The sequence below is a fragment of the Enterococcus sp. PF1-24 genome (assembly GCF_029893325.1).
In the GTDB taxonomy this organism is placed as follows: domain Bacteria; phylum Bacillota; class Bacilli; order Lactobacillales; family Enterococcaceae; genus HY326.
The window spans coordinates 49,043-69,299 of the sequence record NZ_JARXWL010000004.1 but is presented as its reverse complement, the minus strand read 5'-3'; the positions used below and the strand labels follow the sequence as shown (position 1 = coordinate 69,299).

The window sequence follows — 20,257 nt, the reverse complement described above, 5'->3', positions numbered from 1 at the left end:
TAACTAAACTTTCGGTGGTGATTAATTTTTAAGCTAATTCAGCTGAAGTTGCAATTACTCGATTAACAATTCCGTAGTCGATGGCTTCGTCAACTGTTAACCAATAATTACGATCTGTATCTTTTTCAACCCGCTCAAGCGGTTGCCCGGTTGCATCGGCGATTAATTGATTAATCCGACCACGCATGCGAATAATTTCTTTGGCTTCGATTTCGATTTCAGTAGATTGCCCTTGCACGCCACCCATCGGTTGATGAATCATGTAGCGAGTATTTGGCAAGCTGTAACGATTTTCTTTTTTCGCACCAAGATAAATTGTAATCCCAGCTGAAGCCACCCAGCCAGTGCCGACAATTTTAACTTCGGGTTTGATAAATTTAATCATATCATGAATAGTATCGCCCGCTTCAACATGGCCACCTTGGCTGTTGATATAAATGGTAATTGGTTCGTCATTGATAGCAGCTAACAGTAGTAATTGTGAAGTAACTTCTTTAGCTAAATCTTGGTTGATTTCTCCATAAATCAACACTGTCCGTTGCTCTAATAATTTCTTTTTATACATTTCAAGACTATCGCCTTTTGGAGTTGCGGTTTCTTCTTCATTTAAAAAAAACATCATTCTGCCTTCTTTCTTAAATCTCTGCATATATTATAACAAAGTCTTGCAAAAAAGAAAAAAATTTAACTTTTTAAAAGGGAGGGGAGGAATAGAACTTAGTTTAACAGTTTTTTATAAATGAAAAAAATGCAAGGCTCGCTAGTATCCCCCTATAAGAAATGCTAAAATAACTATGGAGTAAAGAAAAAAATTGGATGAAGTGTGTATTTCACTTCATTTTTTATAAAAATTTGAAGGTTATAGGGAGAAAAAAGCAGATGGTACCAGTTTATGTTTGTGATGATGTCAAAGAAACACGGGAATATTTGGCACAGATTATTCGGAATTTAATTTTGATTCATGGTTATGATATGGAAGTCGTTTTAGTAACAGGGGACCCAGAAGAAGTTCTTGAACACCGAAAAAATCATAAATTACGCTCCATTTATTTTTTTGATGTGGATTTACAGCATGAAGTTTATGATGGTTTTACTTTAGCGAAAGAAATTCGCAAATTCGATACTCGCGGATTTTTAATTTTTGTTACAACCCATGAAGAAATGATTTTTGAAACTTTTAAATATCGCTTAGAAGCGATGAGTTATTTATATAAAGATGTTCCAGAAAAATTAAATCAGCAGTTAAAAGACTGCTTAAAAGAGGTCAATTACCTACTGAGCCAAGAAGTTTCGGATAGACAAAGCTATTACACGGTAAAAATGGCAGAAAGCAGTTATCAAATTCCTTTAGCTGAAATTCTGTTTTTTGAAACCGCTACAGGTCATCGAATTATTTTACACACAGAATCTCGCATGTTAGAATTTCGTGGCAATCTTAAAAAAATTGAAGAAGAACTACCAGAAGGTTTTCTGAAAATCCACCGCTCTTTTTTAGTACAAACCAGTAAAATTCAACAAGTCAATTACGCCGATAACACTGTCGTAATGAAAAATGGTTCCGTCTGCTTAATGTCCCGCAGCGGGAAAAAAATGTTGAAGCAGCTGTTTGAAGGTGGAGAGTAGATGTGGAAGTTTGAATTAGTATGGATTCTTAATGCGTTTTTAAGTATTCCGGTTTTTGTTGGAGAATACCGTTTAATTTCTTTGGTTTCCGGGGAAAAGAGTAAGAAAAACTATTCTTGGTTGTTATATGGCTTAATGATTTTTCTTGTGGGATTCATTTTAACTGCCGCAAGTTTTTCTCAATTGGTTGAACAAAACTATGTCGATGTAGATTTTATTTTCTTGTTAGCAGACGCTGTAACTACCATAATGAGAGTTATATTTCATGCTTATATTTTTCAAAATGTGGCTAAAAAAAATATTTATTTTTTAGTTTTATTTTCAGGAGTATTTTATCAAATAGTAACCACATTCCATTATTTTATAATTGGATTTTTACCTATAGAAGTCAATTTTGCTTCGACTAATTTTCTTTTATATATTTCTGAAAGTGTATTTGAAACGATTGTTTTACTTTTTGTTTATAGTTTTTTCTCGAAAACTAAAATTTTACAAGTATTTCAACAAATCTTTTATCATCCTAAATGGACAATGTTAATCACGGTTATAATTACAATAATGTATTATTTTATAGAATTTCTTATTCCTAAAATCGTACATGTAAGAGGTGTTGTTCTAATTTTAATATATACGGCTTCTTATTTTGTATACTTTATAGCATTTCTTATACTTTTGCGAGAATATTTAAGAGACCAAAGACTTCGTGATTCAGAAGCCTTGAATTTACAACAAACCGCTTATCTACAAAAACTAGAAACCATCCAACAAGATTTACGTAAAGTCCAACACGACTATAAAAACGTGGCATTAGGAGCCTATGCCAAAGTCGAAGCCGGGGATATGACAGCAGCCCAAGAATATATCGCAACGCAAATGTTACAAGTGGATGATAAGTTACAATTAAATATTCAACAGATAAACCAACTGATTAATGTTCAAGTTGTAGAATTAAAAACCTTAATCATGACAAAAATCATGGAAGCTGAAAAACAGGATGTGGTTCTATCCGTTGAAGTGTTAGAGCCCGTCAATCAAATCCCCATGGAAATTGTTGATTTGTTACGCTGTGGCGGAATTATTTTAGATAACGCCATTGAAGCCGCCGCCAAAGAAGAAAATAAACAGGTAACGGTTTTGTTGTTAAAAGAAAACGACCGCTTAACATTCGTTGTGAAAAATTCCAGTACCTATAATTTAGATATGCAACGAATCTGGACAGAAGGTTATTCAACAAAAGGCGGAAATCGCGGGTTAGGTTTAGCGAATTTGCGTGAAATTTTAGGTCGTTATCCTAATGTCGTTTTAGAAACCCGGCGAGAAGAAAAAAACTTTATTCAAGTGCTTGTTTTTCAATTGTGATATAATAGTAAATTGATTCTTCAGAAAGGACTGATTAACTAGCGTGGATTTAAAAACCTTAATGCTAATCAACATTATACAGATGTTAGCAGGGGTTGTTTGTGAGTATGGTTTTGTGCGAATTGTTTCAGGGGAAAAAAGCAAACGCCGAAACACTTGGCTGATTTATTTATTAACTGCGGTTGCTTTGTCGGCCATTATTAGTTATTTAACGCTACCACAACTTTTAGAAAAAAGTTATTTTGAGTTTAACGGCTGGATAGCTGTCTATACTTTAATTTCAAATATCAGCATATTGGCTATTCATTATTATGTTTTTGCCAAGATTTCACCGAAAATTATTTATTTTTTAACGGTCTTTGCTTCAACGTTATATACATTGATTGATATGAGTTATGTATTAATTATCAAGAATATCTTTTTCGAGCAAGTGCCAGCTGAATGTTTTATTGTCATGGTGCTTTTAGAAAATATCATAGTGTTGAGTGGCGTGTTAGGGATTTTATGGCTCTTAAAGAAATTGCATATGATTGAAATTTTTAACTATAGTTTTTATCATCCCCAATGGGCATTAACGATTAGTTTGATTTTAGCAGGCTTACAAATTGTTATTCAAATCGTTAGTCCGATTTTTAATCTGCAAGAAAAAGGTCGCGTGGTCATTATTCTGTTTTTCTACGCCGTCCAATTCTTTGCTGTGATTTTCTTATCAAGAGAATACTTGAGGGAGCAGCGTTTGCGAAAATCAGAAGCTTTGGTGACGCAACAAGCGGCGTATTTACAAAAGTTAGAAACCATTCAACAAGATTTGCAAAAAATGCAACATGATTATAAAAATGTTGCCATGGGAGCTTATGCCAAAGTTGAAGCTGGCGATTTAGCTGACGCTCAAGAATATATCGCTACCCAAATGTTGCAAATGGATGAAACTTTACAGTTGGATATTAAGCAATTAAATCAGTTGGCTAACTTGCAAGTGGTGGAATTAAAAACGTTAATCATGACAAAAATCATGGAAGCAGAAAAACAAGGTGTCGTCTTAGCTATCGAAATTTTGGCACCAATCAATAAAATCCCGATGGAAATTGCTGATTTATTGCGCTGTAGCGGGATTATTTTAGATAATGCGATTGAAGCAGCGGCAATGGAAACCGATAAACAAGTAAATGTTATCTTACTAAAAGAAAAAAATCAGATAACTTTTGTGGTGAAAAATCCAATTAGCCATGAAATTGATATGCAGCGCATTTGGGGAGCGGGCTATTCTACCAAAGGCAAAAATCGTGGTTTAGGTTTAGTGAATTTAAGAGAAATTGTTCGTCGCTATCCTGATGTTACGTTGGAAACGCGAGTAGAAGAACAATCATTTGTACAAATATTAATGTTTTTACTAAAATAAAAATTGAATACTTACCAAAAAAGACAGATTTCTGTCTTTTTTTGACGTTTTCAACTATTTTTTATGATTTTCTTTTATAGTTAAACTATATTCATTTAGTTATTTTTACGAAAAATTATTATGAAAGATAGGTAGGGAAGAAAATGAAAGAAGTACTGTTGAAGTTAAATCATATTTCAAAGACGTTTGCTGGTCGACAAGCCTTAAAAGACATCAATATGATGATTCATGAAGGCGAAATCTTAGGTTTTTTAGGCCCTTCTGGCGCTGGGAAAACCACAACGATTAAAATCGTAACTGGCCAGTTGGTGCAAAGTTCTGGGGAAGCGACGATTTTAAATAGTGATACCCGCAAAATTAATGAAGAGATTTACGAAAAAATCGGGATTGTAACAGATGCTAGCGGGATTTATGAAGAATTTACTGTTTATGACAACTTGCTATTATTTGCTCAATTATTAAAAGTAGAAACTTTACGAATTGATGAGCTACTAGAGCGGGTAGGTTTGAAAGAGCAAAGAAATCAAATGGCAGGTAAACTCTCTAAAGGCCAAACGCAACGTTTGGTTTTGGCGCGAGCTGTTTTGCATAAACCAAAACTATTGTTTTTAGATGAGCCGACTTCCGGTTTGGATCCAAGTACCGCTTTAGATATTCATAAATTACTGTTGGAGTTAAAAGATGACGGCATGGGTATCTTTTTAACAACGCATAATATGGAAGAAGCTACCAAATTATGTGATCATGTAGCGCTGTTAAACGATGGTAATATTGTTGAATTTGGTACGCCGAAAGAAATTTGCTTACGCTATAACTCTGATAAAAAATATCGCGTTTTATTAAATAGTCAAGAAGAAGTAATTTTATCACAAAATCCAGCTCAAATGGCGCAACTGCATGAGTGGTTGATTACTGATGAAGTGGAAGCTGTGCATTCTTGCGAGCCAACACTGGAAAATGTCTTTTTAACAGTAACAGGAAGGGAGTTGCAATAAGATGAATTTGAATATCCAAAAAACAGCCGTTTTAACGCGCTTTAAATTTAAAGAATTAACTCGTAATAAAACTTTTCTGATTTCGGCGTTGCTAGTACCCTTATTTACAGTGGCGATACGCTTTGTTTACGCTAATATGTTTACCGAACATGAGATGCCAAGTATGTTAATGGGAATGGTTTTGAATATAGGTTTATTGATGAACTTAACTATGATTGGTTTAATGATGCCAGCAACGATGTTAGCTAAAGATAAAGAAAAAAATACTTTACGAACCTTGATGACTTCTTCGGTCAATGGTTTGGAGTATTTTATCAGTGCTGTTTTACCGAATTTTCTCGTATCATGGTTGATTTGTATAGCTGTTTTATTGATAAGTGGTGTACAACTTAGCAGCAATGAAATTATTTTATTTTTAGTAGTATCTGGTATGTGTAGTTTAATTAGTTGTGTTTTAGGAATGTTAGTTGGTCTGTTTGCCAAAAATCAAATGGCTTCTGGTAATATTAGTTCACTTTTGATGCTGGTTATTATGATGGTACCGATGTTTAGTTCGATGGTTCCTAGTTTAGCGAAAGTTGCGCAATTTATTTATACAGGTATCATCGGTCAATTAGCAACTAGTTTTGTGGAAGGTAATCAACAAGGGCTATCTGTTCAAAGTTGGCTAGTTTTAGTAGTTGAGTTAGTCGCTAGTATTGTATTATTTGTGGTTAGCTATCGCAAAAATGGTTTTGAACGGGAATAATTATTTTTGCAGATATAGCTTAAAAATGACCATTAGCATAATATTTAAAAAATATTCTGAAAATTAGTTGACAAAGGTTCTTACCTGTAGTAAATTAATATTCAACTTAATAAAGAAAATAAAACTTAGAAAAGACGAGTAACTATTTTAAATTTTTAGAGAGTCTCTGGTTGCTGCAAAGAGATAGTGGAGAATAGTGAAACACAGCTTGGAGTTATATTTCTGAAATCAGTAGGAAATATCGGGCAGCCCGTTATAGCGTAAGTCATTGATTGACTTAATAAGATTAGTTGCTGTGAAGTAGCTAATAAAAAAAGGTGGAACCACGTTATTCACGTCCTTTAGCTCTCGAGCTGAAGGACGTTTTTTGTATAAAAAATGGGGAGCAAAATCTTTACTTATTAAGTAAATAACAATTCAATGACTACTTAAGGTTATACTTGTGAAAGTATAATAAATTGAGGTGGAACCGCGAAACACTCGCCCTCTTGGTTAACTAACCAAGAGGGCTTTTTGCATAAAAAGCGGAAAGCGTTGTTCTGAACCCGAGTAAAGTGCAAAAATAAATTATAGCGGTGTTTTCTACCGCGAACTTCTTTTTCACTTTATCGAGTGGTGCAAACGCCTATAGCTAGATTGCATAAAAAGCGGAGAAGGCTCGTTTAGCTCTCAAGTAAAATGCAGAATTAAGTTATAGTGAGATATTCTACGCAAATTGAATGGAGGAAAAAATGATGGTTGATTATTTAACAGGTATCATGCCGCAATTATTAAAAGGAACCGTAACCACTTTACAATTATTTATTTTGACTTTGGTAGGGTCATTGATTTTAGGAGTGGTTTTAGCTTTAGGCTTATCAATAAAATTCAAACCGCTGAATTATTTATTGAATTTTTATGTGTGGGTGGTTAGAGGGACACCGCTGTTATTACAGTTGATTTTAGTTTTTTATGGCTTACCAAGTGTTGGCATTATTATTTCAGATCGTTTCTATGCTGCTGTGTTTACTTTTATTTTAAATTATGCCGCTTATTTTGCAGAAATTTTTCGTGGCGGGATTCAATCGATTCCTCAAGGGCAATATGAAGCAGCGAAAGTTTTACGCTTAACCAACTGGCAAACAGTTCGTAAAATTATTATTCCCCAAGTATTTAAAATTGTCTTACCTTCAGTTGGAAATGAAGTGATTACTTTAGTTAAAGACTCTTCATTAATTTATGTTTTAGGCTTAAGTGATTTAATGAAAGCTGGTAAAATCGCCATGGAACGGGATGCTTCCCTAACACCTTTACTAGGGGTAGCGATTATCTACCTAGCGTTAACGGGGATTTTAACGATTGCTTTAAAACAAATTGAAATTAAATTGGATTATTATAAATAGAAAAGCACAGCTAGATTGATAAAAGTTAAGGAGGAATTTTCCAATGATTGAATTAAAAAATATTAATAAACGGTTTGGTGATAAAGCTGTGATTCGTGATTTGAATTTAACGATTCCCGATGGTGAAATTTTAGCGATTGTAGGCCCGTCTGGTGGTGGGAAAACCACTTTGTTACGGATTTTAGCAGGTTTAGAAGTAGCGGATAGCGGCACGTTTTTAGTAGATGGCGCAGCGTTTAATCCAGCTGATGCTACTAGCCACGAACAAGTGGTGGGGGTTGTTTTTCAAGATTTTCAATTATTTCCTCATTTAAGTGTTTTGGATAATATTATTTTGGCACCGCAAATGGTTTTAAAAGCAGATAAGGCAGCTTGTTTGGCAGAAGCGGAGCGTTTAGCAGAGATTTTAGGTATTAAAGATTTGTTGCAAAGTTATCCTTATCAATTATCTGGTGGACAAAAGCAACGGTTAGCGATTGCCCGGGCGATGGCGATGAATCCCCGTGTACTTGCTTATGATGAACCAACTAGTGCGTTAGATCCAGAATTACGGCAACAAGTTGAAAATTTAATTGTTTCTTTGAAAAAAGATGGCGTTACGCAAATTGTCGTCACTCACGATATGCAATTTGCTGAAAATATCGGCGACCAAATTTTACGGGTCAGCCCAGTTGCTTAATAAAAAATGAAAATAATGAAGGGTAGGAAACAACTATGAAAAAAATAATGATGAGTTTATTATGTGTAGCAGGAATCGGGATTTTAGGCGCATGTGGCGGTAACAAAGAAGCGGCAGATACCGCCGATAATAGCTGGAAAACCGTGGAAGAAAATGGCAAAGTCGTGGTGGGCTTAGATGATACTTTCGTGCCGATGGGTTTTCGGGATGAAGCAGGAGAAATCGTTGGCTTTGACGTTGATTTAGCGACAGCGGTTTTTGCCGAATATGATATTGACGTTGAGTTTCAACCGATTGATTGGTCTATGAAAGAAGCGGAATTAGATAATGGTACGATTGATTTAATTTGGAATGGTTATACCGTAACGGAAAGCCGCCAAAAGAAAGTTTTATTCTCTGATGCTTATAAACAAAACGAACAAGTTTTAGTGACGAAAAAAGAATCAGGCATTGAGCGTTTTGCTGATATGGAAGGGAAAATTTTAGGGGCACAAACTGGTTCTTCCGGTTATGAAGCTTTCCTTGATCAGCCGGAATTACTGGCGGATATTGTAGCTGATAACGATGCTATTTTATTCAGCAGTTTTAATGAAGCTTTTATTGATTTGAAAAGTGGTCGGATTGATGGTTTATTAATTGACCGGGTGTACGCTGGTTATTATTTAGCTCAAAGTGGTGAATTAGCTAATTATACGATTAATGCTGGCGAGTTTGAAAATGAAGATTTTGCAGTTGGTGCCCGTAAAGACGATAAAGCTTTAGTGGGAAAAATTAATGAAAGCATTGCTACTTTAAAAGAAAACAGCGAATTTGATAAAATTTCTGAAAAATGGTTTGGCGAATAAAACTTAAAATAAAAACAGCTAAGGAACGCTTTTTATAAAGCAGACCTTAGCTGTTTTTCACTATTTTTCTTCAATTTTTTCGACTGGCGTAACGATTAATGTGCCGTCTACGTTGTATAAAGGACATAAGCCGCCAGTACCAGATGTGTGAAGGTAATTTACACCAGTTCTGTTATCGACGATAATCATAGCAACCTCGCCGAAGAGTGTATTGGAAAGTTCGTAGGAAAAACGTTTTTCTTTTTTAGACATATTAGTTCGCCTCTATTTCGTTTTAATATATTAATTTATAAATTATGAACCAGAGCCGCCCATTGCAAGATTAGCAGCTAAGGCTTGCAAGTTTCTTGTTTGAATTAAAATTTTACCTTTACCGTGGAATTCGTTTACTAAACCTTCGCCTGTTTTAAAGCCGAAAGTTCCTGAAGCCACTTTAATATTGTAATCAAGGGTGTTGGTCCAAGCGATTACATGTAAATTATCAATAGAAATTGGTTCGCTGCCATCTAAATCAATTTCAACGATGTCCCCATAACTATTTACTAACATCATGCCTTCACCATGAGTTTCCATAATGTAGAAACCACCAGTTCCAGCTAACATCGCTTTCCCTAATTTTTGACGTTTCATAGTGTAAGAAACGCTGTCATCACAAGCTAAGAAAACACCCGTGTTTAAAAGCCATTGGGTTTCGCCTACTTGAATTTCACGGATTTTCCCTGGTGTCGCAGGGGCAATCGCGATTTTACCATGGTCAGTTTGGCTAGTTACTTTAGTGATAAAAAAGCTTTCACCACTAGTTGTTGAACGACCCATCGCTTTTAAAGCACCCATCACACCTTTATCGCCATTGCTATTCATTTCGCCAACTAATTCAATGCTTTCGTTTTGATAAACCATTGAGCCCCGTTCGATAAGCATCGCATCCGCTGTAGTTAATTCAACTTCAACTAATGGAAAAACGCTATCGCTACTTAATTGATATTTCATCTTTATCCCTCGCTTTTTTTCTTTTTTTGATTCGCTTAATTATATAATAAGTGAATCAAAAATAAAGGAACTTGTCTTAAAACGCCAAAAAATTGACATGAATTGCTGTTTATCAATGAAGTGTTGCTATTTTTTTGAATAAAGCCCTTTTTTTCGCCGGAATATGCTAAAATATTTTTGAAAGAAAAAGTGTGATGAGAGGAGTTTTGCAGAATGAATGAAAAAATTTACGGTAGTATTGAAGCTGGTGGCACAAAATTTGTTTGTGCCTTAGGTAATGAAAAATTTGAAGTTTTGGAACGGGTGAGTTTCCCCACAACTACACCAGCAGAAACCATGCCTCAAGTGATTGCCTTCTTTAAAGAACATCAAGAAAATTTAGTTGGCTTAGGGGTGGGCTCGTTTGGTCCGATTGATATTCATCGGGAATCAGCTACTTACGGCTATATTACTTCAACCCCTAAATTAGCATGGCAAAATTATGATTTTGTTGGGGAGTTGAAAAAATATTTCGATTTACCAATTGCTTGGACTACCGATGTTAACGCGGCTGCTTATGGTTAGTATGTAATGGGTCGAGGACAAGGTTTAAGTAGCGTGGTTTATTATACAATTGGTACCGGTGTTGGCGGTGGAGCTTTGCAAGATGGCCGTTTTATTGAAGGGTTCAGCCATCCGGAAATGGGGCATATGTTGGTGCAACGGCATCCAGCTGATGATTTCAGTGGCAGTTGTCCTTTTCACGGGAGCTGTTTAGAAGGCATGGCAGCTGGCCCAGCGATTGAAAAACGCTTAGGAAAGAAAGGCCAAGACTTAACAGAAGATGATCCATATTGGGAAATTGAAGCGAATTATATCGCTCAATGTGCTTACAATACAACCTTAATGTTATCACCCGATGTGATTATTTTTGGTGGCGGTGTTATGAAACAACGGCATATGATGAAAAAAGTTCATCAAGCTTTTACAGAATTGTTGCAAGGCTACGTGACAACCCCTGATTTAGCGGATTATATTGTAACACCGGCTTTAGAGGATAATGCCGCTACTGTTGGTTGCTTCGCTTTAGCGAGAGAAGCAGTGTTGCACGGTTAAGTTTGAAAAAAATAAGAAAATAAATTTATAGGTGGGATATCAAGTCTTTGCTGTTTGCTTCGGTTAACAGTAAGACTTGTAGACCACCTTGTTTTTTTTCTTTAAGTTTTACAAATAATTTGAGGAAATTTGTAGTAAGTGCTATGATTTACATAAATTCCATAAATCAGGTGAAGCGAGGTGGAAATAGATGGAATATTTCTTCGAGCAAGGTGAAGTAGAAGGCAAGTATTTGTTATTGCTCCATGGCACAGGGGGCGATGAACATTCTTTAGTGGATGTAGCCAAAATTTTAGCGGAAGATCCTACGATTTTAGCTTTTAGGGGTGACGTGAAAGACAACGGACTCAATCGTTTCTTCTGTCGCAATGAAATGAACCAGTTTGATATTCCCAGTTTGGAAGAGCAAACGGATAATTTATTATCAGAAATTACTTTTCATAGTGAAAAAAAGGGGATTCCTGTAGAAGATTGGATTTTAGTTGGTTATTCTAACGGTGCCAATATTGCGGCTCACTTACTATTAGAACGCAAAACTCCTGTGAAAGCGGCGATTTTATTTCACCCGATGTTTTTAGGCGTGGCTACGCAAGATTATAGTTTAGTAGATAAAAAAATCTGGCTTTCCTATGGTTATAAGGATCCTATTGTAACTGAGGATAGTTTAGATCAGTTGGAAGATAAATTTAGAGAGCGCCAGGCCGATGTGACGAAAGCAGTTTTTGAAACAGGTCATCAAGTGACGATAGAAGAATTAGTAGAAGCTAAAAATTGGTTAGAACAAACATTGTAGTAGGGCGTTTCTTTTGGCAGATTTAAGAGAAAATGTTATCGTTAATTCAGCAAGGAAATTTAAAAAATTTGACTGGAGGAATGAACGATGACTGATTTACAAAAACAAGCGTCAATTGCTAAAGACAAAATAGCTGGTGAAGCTAAAAAAGGTTATGGCAAAGTTTTTGATGACAAGAAAAAAGAGGTTGAAGGAACATTTCAATCCGCTGGTGCCGATGCTAAAGAAAAAGCGCATAATTTAGGTAAACAAATCAAACATAAAACTGAAGAAATTGAAGAAGATTTAGCGAATGGTTTTGAGAACGTTAAAGAAAAAGTTTCTCGCCATAAAAAATAGTTAATAAAAGCCGAACGCCTGTTGACGAAGCAACGAGCATTCGGCTTTTTTAATTATAATTTTCTTTCAAATGGGTCGCTGCTAAAGCCTTTAGCTAAAGCTTCTTTAGCGTATTCTTGAGCGGCAAATAAAGAATGATCTCGATAATTTCCGCATTCTTTAGCAGAAACAGCTGGGATAAAATCAGTTTCCACCACATTTTTTTGTAAGACGGTGACTAAAGCATCTCGCACTTCTTCTGTGGAATGTTGTCCCCAGATAATCATGTAAAAGCCAGTCCGACAACCCATTGGTGAAATATCAATGATGCCTTCCAAATGATCTCGTAAGTTAACCGCTAATAAATGCTCTAAGGTGTGCAAAGCTGCGGTTGGTAAAGCTGCTTGATTCGGTTGTAAAATCCGCAAATCGTATTTTTGGATTAACACGCCTTCGTTTTCTTCGGCACCTGCTAAACGGACATAAGGTGCTTTAACTAAATTATGATCTAATTCAAAACTTTCTACTCGTGCCATTAAAAAATCTCCTTTATCGCTACTATTATTTTAATCTCTTTATACCAAATTAAAGTTCACTTTTCAATATAACAGAAAGCGTTGTTGTCTGCAATTTGGAAATTAGCCTGCTGCGTAAATAATTCCTTGAAGTCTATTACAGGGCAGATTAGCTGACGAGAAATTTTTCTTTTTTTCTTAAATTTCAAAAACAAGCTCTATAGTAATTGGCGGTTTTGTGGTAGAATGAAAAAAGCAAGTTTTTTAAAAGTGGACCTGTTGAAGCAGAGGTTTATTTGCTTAATTTTAGTAAGTTTGTGGTAAATGTAATAAATGAAGGATAAACTTACAAAAATTAGCGACGAGGTCTTGAAAAATTTTTAAAGGGAGTAGTGAACTTATGGGAAATCGGTATACTGTAGCAGTGGTGGGAGCAACGGGAGCTGTCGGCACAAAGATGATTGAAATGTTAGAGGAAACAACTTTACCTCTTAAAGAAGTGAAATTATTAGCATCAAAGCGTTCTGCTGGTAAGGAATTGCTGTTTAAAGGTCAACCAATCAAAATTGAGGAATTAGTTCCGGAATCTTTTGAAGGCGTAGATATTGCTTTATTTAGTGCTGGTGGTGGTATTTCAAAAGTTTTTGCACCAGAAGCTGTGAAGCGTGGCGCTGTTGTAGTTGATAACACGAGCCATTTCAGAATGGATCCTAATGTACCATTGGTGGTGCCGGAAGTGAATCCAGAAGCGTTAAAAAATCATCAAGGCATTATTGCCAATCCAAATTGCTCAACAATCCAAATGATGGTGGCTTTAGAGCCTGTCCGTCAAAAATTTGGTTTAGATAGAATTATTGTTTCAACTTATCAAGCTGTTTCTGGTGCAGGTGCCAGCGCTTTGCAAGAGTTAAAAGATCAAGCCCAAGCGATTTTAGATGGGGTTAGTGTTGAAGAAATACCTGCTAATATCTTACCTTGTGGTGGCGATAAAAAACATTATCCAATCGCTTTTAATGCTTTGCCACAAATTGATGTTTTTGCAGAAGATGATTACACTTATGAAGAGTGGAAAATGGTTAATGAAACGAAAAAAATTATGTCAGATGATACTATCAAGGTTTCAGCAACTTGTGTGCGGATTCCCGTGATGAGTGGCCATTCTGAATCAATTTATATTGAAACAAAAGAAGCAGCAACTGTTGCTGAAATTCGGGCTGCAATCGCTGCATTCCCTGGCGTGATTATGGAAGATGATCCAAGCCAACAACTTTATCCGCAAGCTTTAAACAGCGTCGGCAAAAAAGAAACTTTTGTTGGTCGTTTACGGAAAGATCTAGATGTAGCGAATGGTTTCCATATGTGGGTTGTTTCTGATAACCTATTAAAAGGGGCGGCTTGGAACTCAGTACAAATTGCTGAAAAAATGCATGAAATGAATTTATTCTAATTTCTGAAAAGAAAGGTCGATAATTATGGATTTAACAAATACCTCGATTATTACGGCAATGGTTACACCTTTTGATGAAGAAGGTAATATTGATTTTACTCGTTTGCCAGAATTAATTGAACATTTACTAAGCAATCATACCGACGGTTTATTGGTGGCTGGTACAACTGGTGAATCACCAACCTTAACTCATGATGAGGAATTTTTACTATTTAGAGAAGTGATTCGTTTAGTCGATCAACGAGTGCCAATTATTGTTGGTGTGGGGACGAATGACACGCGGGATACTATTAATTTTGTTAGAGAAGTTGCTAGTATGGAAGGCATTGCTGCCGGTTTAGCGGTGGTTCCTTATTACAATAAACCCAATCAAGAAGGTTTATATCAACATTTTAAAGCAATTGCTGAAGCCAGTGATTTACCAATTATGCTTTATAATGTACCTGGTCGAACAGTAGCAAGTTTAAGTGTTGAAACAACTTTACGTTTAGCAGAATTAGATAATATTTTTGCCATTAAAGAATGTGCCGGCTTAGATGCGATTACGGAATTAATTGAAAAAGCACCAAAAGATTTCCTGATTTACACTGGCGAAGATGCGTTAGCTTTTCACGTAAAAGCTTTAGGTGGCCAAGGGGTCGTTTCGGTGGCAAGCCATGTTTATGGCAATGATATTTATCAAATGTTCCAACATTTAGATGCTGGTGAATTAGCGCAAGCTGCAGCGATTCAGCGAAAATATTTACCAAAAGTTCATGCTTTATTCTCAGTGCCTTCACCTTCAGCGATTAAAATGGCGTTAAACCATTTGCATATTCCTGCCGGTGGCTTACGCTTACCATTAGTGGAATGTTCAGAAACAGAAAAAGAGCAAATTTTACAAATTTTAGATTTATAATTTTAGTTTTCAGTTGTACAAATAATAGGAGAAGGGAGTCAGACAATTTCCAACTTGTATTTTGTCGATTCCTTTTTCTTGTAGTTAAACAGGAGATTAAAGCGTTCCTTTTTAACATTAAATTAAAAAAACTTTTAGTTTAATGTTAGGAATGGAAATGACTAGTTATTCAATGTAAAATAGAGTGTCTGTAAAAACAGTAATAAAGTCAGCTTTTTTAATTACCTAAAGACTAGTTTTTATAACTAGTAAAAAATATCAATACAAATTTTTAGTTATCAGTGCCTGACAGAGCAAATAACTAAGCAATTAAAAGCGTAATAAGCACTTTACTTATTAAAAAGAATACAAACTAGCGGAGAAGCAGCTAGTGATTTTATTATTCTTTTATAAGCGAAAAGCAACTTATACGTGGTGAGCATCAAACTAAATTTTCAAAGAAAATTTAATACTTTAAAACGAACTAGGAGGAAAAAAATTTGAGTAACACGAAAATCATCCCTTTAGGTGGCGTACGGGAAAATGGCAAAAATATGTACGTTGTTGAAGTGGGAAATGAAATTTTTATTCTGGATTGTGGTTTAAAATATCCAGAAACAGAATTATTAGGAATTGATATCGTTATCCCCGATTTTTCATATTTAGAAGAAAATATTGAACGGGTAGCGGGTGTCTTTTTAACCCACGGCCATGCTGATGCGATTGGCGCTTTGCCATATTTATTGGCAAAAATTGATGTGCCGGTTTTTGGTACAGCTTTAACGATTGAATTAGCGAAAATTAGCGTGAACAGCAATGAAGAAAGCAAACATTTTAAAGCTTTCCATGTGATTGACGAGCATACGGAAATTGATTTTCCTAACGCAACAATCAGCTTTTTCCGCACCACCCATACCATTCCTGATTCAGTTGGAATTAATTTAAAAACCGCAGAAGGCAATATTGTTTATACCGGGGATTTCAAATTCGACCAATCAGCAATTCCGATGTATCAAACGGATTATGCTCGTTTAGCTGAAATCGGTAAAGAAGGCGTACTAGCTTTATTAAGTGATTCTTCAAATGCTGAAAATCCAATTCAAGTCGCTTCAGAAAAAGTTATCGCTGATGAAGTTTTCGATACAATTAAATATTGGGAAGGCCGCATTATCGTAGCTTGTGTTGCCAGCAACTTACAACGGGTACAACAAGTGTTAGATGCTGCTTATAAATCAAACCGCAAAGTTGTTTTAACTGGTCAAGATGTGGAACGCATTATTCGGACCGCTATGAAGCTGGAACGTTTACACTTACCTAGCGAAGATTTATTAGTAACCTTAAAAGAAATGAAGAATTATGCACCAGAAGAGTTGGTGATTTTAGAAACAGGTCGGATGGGCGAACCTATTAAGTCTGTTCAAAAAATGGCCAATGGCGCCCATCGTTCTTTAAAAATCGAAGCAGGCGATTTAGTTTACGTGACAACGACTCCAACAACAGCAATGGAAACGACCGTTGCTAAAATGGAAGATATTGTTTATCGTGCAGGTGGTGTAGTTAAACATATTTCTGACAATATGCGGGTATCTGGTCATGCTAATGCAGGTGATTTACAATTAATGTTGAACTTATTGAAACCTAAATATTTAATTCCGGTTCAAGGAGAATACCGCCAATTAGCTGCTCATGCAGAACTTGCCCATGAAATAGGGATGCCTTATAAACAAATTTTCATTACCGGTCGTGGCGATGTTTTAGAATACAATAAAGGTCGCATGACGGTAGCAGGCAGTACGCCAGCTGATAACGTGATGATTGATGGTTTAGGCGTGGGTGATATCGGCAATATCGTTTTACGAGACCGTAAAGTTTTATCGGAAGATGGTATTTTTATCGCAACCGTAACGATTAATCGTCGAGAACAAAAAATTGTTTCAGCACCACAAATTACTTCTCGCGGATTTGTTTATGTAAAAACTAGCAAAGATTTGTTAAAAGAAAGCGGCAATATGGTGGAAGAAATTGTCGGCAAACATTTACAAAGCACCGATTTTGAGTGGAGTAAATTAAAACAAGATATTCGCGATCAACTTGGTCGGTACTTATTTGAACAAACAAAACGTCGACCGGTGATTTTACCAGTAATCATGGAAGCAACCCAACGTAAAAGAAGTCGCTAAAATAACTCACAGCCTAATTTAGGCTGTGGGATTTTTGTTTTTAGTAAGTCTGTTCAAATAAAACGCAGTCAATTTTTACCGAGATTTTTTAGTTGTTATAATTGTAAGTTGCAGAATTGGTTTCTGTCAGAAAAACTGTTATAATGTTAAGTGATAGCTGTATCATTTTTTTAGATACAGAGCAGGAAAAAACTTAAAATCCAATAGTAAGAATGCGGGGAAAAGAGATGGCGACAAAACATGATTTAATATTGGCTCATATTGAAGAATTGCCAGTGGGTAACCGAATTTCGGTGCGAACGATTGCCAAAGAGTTGAATGTCAGTGAAGGCACGGCTTATCGAGCGATTAAAGATGCCGAAAATATCGGCTTAGTTTCAACCATTCAGCGAGTGGGAACCATTCGGATTGAACGTAAATTAAAGAGAAACATTGAAAAGCTAACTTTTGGCGAAGTTGTCCGCATCATTGACGGGGACGTTTTAGGGGGCTCGGCGGGGTTAGATAAAAGCTTAAATAAATTTGTGATTGGTGCCATGACTAAAGAGGCCATGAAACGCTATATTACTCCAGGTTCTTTAATGATTGTCGGGAATCGTTTGGAAGTGCAAAAATTAGCTTTAGAAGATGGTGCTGCGGTTTTAATCACAGGGGGCTTTGAAACCACACCAGAAATTGCTGAACTGGCAGACCGTTTGGCGATGCCGATTTTACGGACAACTTATGATACCTTTACGGTAGCCACCATGATTAACCGGGCGTTAAGTGACCAATTGATTAAAAAAGATATCATGCTAGTTAGCGATATTTACATGGCGATTGATAAAACCGTTTATTTAAAAGGCACAGATACAGTGGCTGATTATCAACGGATGTCAAATGAAACCCTACATTCTCGCTATCCCGTGGTTAATCATAATCAACGCTTAATCGGAATTGTTACGGCGAAAGATATTTTAGGAAAACCTGAAACACAATTAATTGAACGCGTCATGACGAAAGAACCAATTTATGTGAAGAAAACCATGAGTGTCGCATCTGTTAGTCATCAAATGATTTGGGATGGGTTAGAAGTTATGCCGGTGGTGAAAGATGATTTAACTTTAGTTGGTATCGTGACTCGGCAAGATGTCATGAAGGCGATGCAATTAGTTCAACGGCAACCGCAAATTTCTGATACCTTGTCAGACCAAATTTCCGGTGAAGTACAAACGGAAGAAGAAGTTCGTGAAGGCCGTGCTAATGAAGAGAATCGTTTCCGCTTTGTGGTGACGCCGCAGATGGTTAATAGTGTAGGGACGATTGCTTTTGGGGTGCTTAGCGAAGTGATTGGCAATGTAGTGCAACGCACGATGTTAATGAATCAACGGCGAAACATTATTGTCGAACAAATGAATTTACATTATTTGCGCTTGATTCAATTAGAGAGCGAATTAGATATTCGGCCACGAATTTTAGAATTAGGCCGACGTTCTGCTAAATTAGATGTGGAAGTTTACTTAGAGAATACAATTGTAGCTAAAGCCTTAGTCGTCTGCCAAGTGATGGAGCGGGGCTAATAACCAAGTCAGAAAAGAGGATTTTTCAATGCAGGAGATTCAAGCAGCCATTTTAGCTGAAATAAAAAAATATCAAACGATTATTATTCATCGTCATATGCGACCAGACCCTGATGCGCTAGGTTCGCAAGTTGGCTTAGCGGAAATTTTACGCCAGTCTTTCCCAGAAAAAAATATTTATCAAGTTGGTGGGTCAGTTGAAGGGTTAAATTATTTAGCCGAGATGCAAACAGTTGCTGATGAAAGCTATCAAGGAGCTTTGGTGATTGTTACGGATACCGCCAACGCCCCACGAATTAGTGATGAACGCTATAATTTAGGTGAAAAATTAATCAAAATTGACCATCATCCTAATGATGAACCTTATGGGGATTTAGTTTTAGTTAACACCCACGCCAGCAGTTGTAGCGAAATTATTGCTGATTTCTGTTTAGCTTTTCCAGAAGAATTAACGATTACAGCAGCTGCTGCCCGCTTATTATATGGCGGAATTGTGGGGGATACTGGCCGCTTTTTATATCCAGCAACTACTTCGCATACTTTTGAAATTTCCGCTGAATTGTTGAAATATGATTTTGACGCACCAAAATTAAATCGTCAGTTAGAGCAAATCTCTCGCAGCGTGGCAAAACTTTCAGGTTATGTTTATCAAAATATTGAAGTGGACAAAAAAGGCGCTGGTAAAATTATTTTGACAAAAGAATTATTAGCTGATTTTGGCGTGGTTGATTCTGAAACAGCTGCGGTGGTTTCCTTGCCAGGTCAAATTGAAAATGTCTTAGCGTGGGGGATTTTTGTGCAACAAGCTGAAGGCTATTATCGCGTACGTTTACGTTCAAAAGGCCCAGTCATTAATCAATTGGCGAAAAAACATCACGGTGGCGGTCATCCTTTAGCTAGCGGCGCCAATGCCAAAGATTTAGCAGAAGTCGCTGAAATTTATCAAGAAATTCAAACCCTTTGCCAAGAATATCAGGAAAATTAAGAGAAGGGCTTCAAATTCTTTTAAACATCAGGTAAAATCAACTATTGTATAGTCTGAATAGGCTAACAATTTTAAGTTGAAAAAAATAAAAGAAACTTATTGTAAGATTAGAAAGGAATTTAAATGGCTACTATACCAAATTGTCCCCAATGTGATTCAAGTTATGCTTATGAGGATCGAGGCTTATTCATCTGTCCCGAATGCGGAAATGAATGGCAAGCAGCTAGTGAAACTGAAGAAAACGCAGGCGGCTTAGTTGTAAAAGACAGCAATGGCAATCTTTTACAAGATGGCGATAGCGTGACTGTAATTAAAGATTTAAAAGTAAAAGGTGCTTCAGGTGCCATCAAACAAGGTACAAAAGTTAAAAACATTCGTTTAGTTGAAGGCGACCACAATATTGACTGTAAAGTCGATGGTTTTGGTCCTATGAAACTAAAATCAGAATTTGTCAAAAAATTATAATTG

General features: G+C 36.2%; 20 protein-coding genes, 1 pseudogene and 1 other annotated feature. Of the genes and pseudogenes, 17 read left to right on the top strand and 4 right to left on the bottom strand.

All coding sequences use genetic code 11. The features are described 5' to 3' along the window. Positions 1–28: 28 nt before the first annotated feature. On the bottom strand, positions 29–619 hold the full coding sequence (locus M2139_RS02860) for an ATP-dependent Clp protease proteolytic subunit (RefSeq protein WP_280737428.1): 591 nt from the start codon (positions 617–619) through the stop codon (positions 29–31). A 260-nt stretch (positions 620–879) separates the two neighbouring features. Here M2139_RS02860 and M2139_RS02855 point away from each other — a divergent pair, with 260 nt between their 5' ends. The 8 genes from M2139_RS02855 to M2139_RS02820 all read left to right on the top strand — a co-directional run bounded on the left by M2139_RS02855 (position 880) and on the right by M2139_RS02820 (position 9,030). After that, positions 880–1,623 carry a LytTR family DNA-binding domain-containing protein gene (locus M2139_RS02855; RefSeq protein WP_280737427.1) on the top strand — a complete coding sequence of 248 codons (744 nt, stop codon included), beginning with the start codon at positions 880–882 and terminating at the stop codon, positions 1,621–1,623. Beyond that, entirely contained in the window at positions 1,624–2,982 is a 1,359-nt protein-coding gene (locus M2139_RS02850; protein WP_280737426.1) for a GHKL domain-containing protein, read from the top strand. Between the two features lie 43 nt (positions 2,983–3,025). Beyond that, positions 3,026–4,381: a GHKL domain-containing protein gene (locus tag M2139_RS02845; protein ID WP_280737424.1), complete on the top strand. Its 1,356-nt coding sequence runs from the start codon at positions 3,026–3,028 to the stop codon at positions 4,379–4,381. Between the two features lie 143 nt (positions 4,382–4,524). Next, positions 4,525–5,376: an ABC transporter ATP-binding protein gene (locus M2139_RS02840; protein ID WP_280737423.1), complete on the top strand. Its 852-nt coding sequence runs from the start codon at positions 4,525–4,527 to the stop codon at positions 5,374–5,376. Position 5,377: 1 nt separating this feature from the next. Then, positions 5,378–6,124, top strand: a complete 747-nt coding sequence (locus tag M2139_RS02835) for an ABC transporter permease (RefSeq protein ID WP_280737422.1) — start codon at positions 5,378–5,380, stop codon at positions 6,122–6,124. A 117-nt stretch (positions 6,125–6,241) separates the two neighbouring features. After that, positions 6,242–6,469, top strand: a binding site (T-box leader). A gap of 389 nt (positions 6,470–6,858) precedes the next feature. Further along, complete coding sequence (locus M2139_RS02830) at positions 6,859–7,506, top strand: amino acid ABC transporter permease (protein ID WP_280737496.1); 648 nt, start codon at positions 6,859–6,861, stop codon at positions 7,504–7,506. 43 nt (positions 7,507–7,549) lie between these two features. After that, positions 7,550–8,185 (top strand): amino acid ABC transporter ATP-binding protein, encoded by a 636-nt coding sequence (locus tag M2139_RS02825; RefSeq protein WP_280737421.1) that lies wholly within the window; start codon positions 7,550–7,552, stop codon positions 8,183–8,185. Between the two features lie 35 nt (positions 8,186–8,220). Then, positions 8,221–9,030: an amino acid ABC transporter substrate-binding protein gene (locus tag M2139_RS02820; RefSeq protein ID WP_280737420.1), complete on the top strand. Its 810-nt coding sequence runs from the start codon at positions 8,221–8,223 to the stop codon at positions 9,028–9,030. 60 nt (positions 9,031–9,090) lie between these two features. Here M2139_RS02820 and M2139_RS02815 read toward each other — a convergent pair whose 3' ends face one another. Next, positions 9,091–9,282 (bottom strand): DUF6440 family protein, encoded by a 192-nt coding sequence (locus tag M2139_RS02815; RefSeq protein WP_280737419.1) that lies wholly within the window; start codon positions 9,280–9,282, stop codon positions 9,091–9,093. Between the two features lie 42 nt (positions 9,283–9,324). Next, on the bottom strand, positions 9,325–10,020 hold the full coding sequence (locus tag M2139_RS02810) for a TIGR00266 family protein (protein ID WP_280737418.1): 696 nt from the start codon (positions 10,018–10,020) through the stop codon (positions 9,325–9,327). A gap of 213 nt (positions 10,021–10,233) precedes the next feature. Here M2139_RS02810 and scrK point away from each other — a divergent pair. The 3 genes and pseudogenes from scrK to M2139_RS02795 all read left to right on the top strand — a co-directional run bounded on the left by scrK (position 10,234) and on the right by M2139_RS02795 (position 12,247). Continuing rightward, positions 10,234–11,115, top strand: a pseudogene (gene scrK, locus M2139_RS02805) (fructokinase ScrK). 190 nt (positions 11,116–11,305) lie between these two features. Continuing rightward, positions 11,306–11,908 carry an alpha/beta hydrolase gene (locus M2139_RS02800; RefSeq protein ID WP_280737417.1) on the top strand — a complete coding sequence of 201 codons (603 nt, stop codon included), beginning with the start codon at positions 11,306–11,308 and terminating at the stop codon, positions 11,906–11,908. A gap of 87 nt (positions 11,909–11,995) precedes the next feature. Next, a complete protein-coding gene (locus tag M2139_RS02795) occupies positions 11,996–12,247 on the top strand; it encodes a CsbD family protein (protein ID WP_280737416.1) in 252 nt (83 codons plus the stop codon). A 53-nt stretch (positions 12,248–12,300) separates the two neighbouring features. On the opposite strand, the gene M2139_RS02790 is transcribed toward M2139_RS02795, so the two are convergent. Further along, entirely contained in the window at positions 12,301–12,762 is a 462-nt protein-coding gene (locus M2139_RS02790; RefSeq protein WP_280737415.1) for an S-ribosylhomocysteine lyase, read from the bottom strand. Positions 12,763–13,141: 379 nt separating this feature from the next. Here M2139_RS02790 and M2139_RS02785 point away from each other — a divergent pair, with 379 nt between their 5' ends. From M2139_RS02785 to M2139_RS02760, 6 genes are all read left to right on the top strand, one after another. After that, on the top strand, positions 13,142–14,188 hold the full coding sequence (locus M2139_RS02785) for an aspartate-semialdehyde dehydrogenase (RefSeq protein WP_280737414.1): 1,047 nt from the start codon (positions 13,142–13,144) through the stop codon (positions 14,186–14,188). 25 nt (positions 14,189–14,213) lie between these two features. Next, on the top strand, positions 14,214–15,086 hold the full coding sequence (dapA, locus tag M2139_RS02780; RefSeq protein ID WP_280737413.1) for a 4-hydroxy-tetrahydrodipicolinate synthase: 873 nt from the start codon (positions 14,214–14,216) through the stop codon (positions 15,084–15,086). A gap of 479 nt (positions 15,087–15,565) precedes the next feature. Beyond that, a complete protein-coding gene (locus M2139_RS02775; RefSeq protein ID WP_280737412.1) occupies positions 15,566–17,245 on the top strand; it encodes a ribonuclease J in 1,680 nt (559 codons plus the stop codon). A gap of 227 nt (positions 17,246–17,472) precedes the next feature. Next, positions 17,473–18,804 (top strand): DRTGG domain-containing protein, encoded by a 1,332-nt coding sequence (locus tag M2139_RS02770; RefSeq protein ID WP_280737411.1) that lies wholly within the window; start codon positions 17,473–17,475, stop codon positions 18,802–18,804. A 28-nt stretch (positions 18,805–18,832) separates the two neighbouring features. Further along, positions 18,833–19,789 (top strand): bifunctional oligoribonuclease/PAP phosphatase NrnA, encoded by a 957-nt coding sequence (locus M2139_RS02765; RefSeq protein ID WP_280737410.1) that lies wholly within the window; start codon positions 18,833–18,835, stop codon positions 19,787–19,789. A gap of 123 nt (positions 19,790–19,912) precedes the next feature. Continuing rightward, positions 19,913–20,254 (top strand): zinc ribbon domain-containing protein YjdM, encoded by a 342-nt coding sequence (locus M2139_RS02760; protein WP_280737409.1) that lies wholly within the window; start codon positions 19,913–19,915, stop codon positions 20,252–20,254. Positions 20,255–20,257 lie beyond the last annotated feature (3 nt).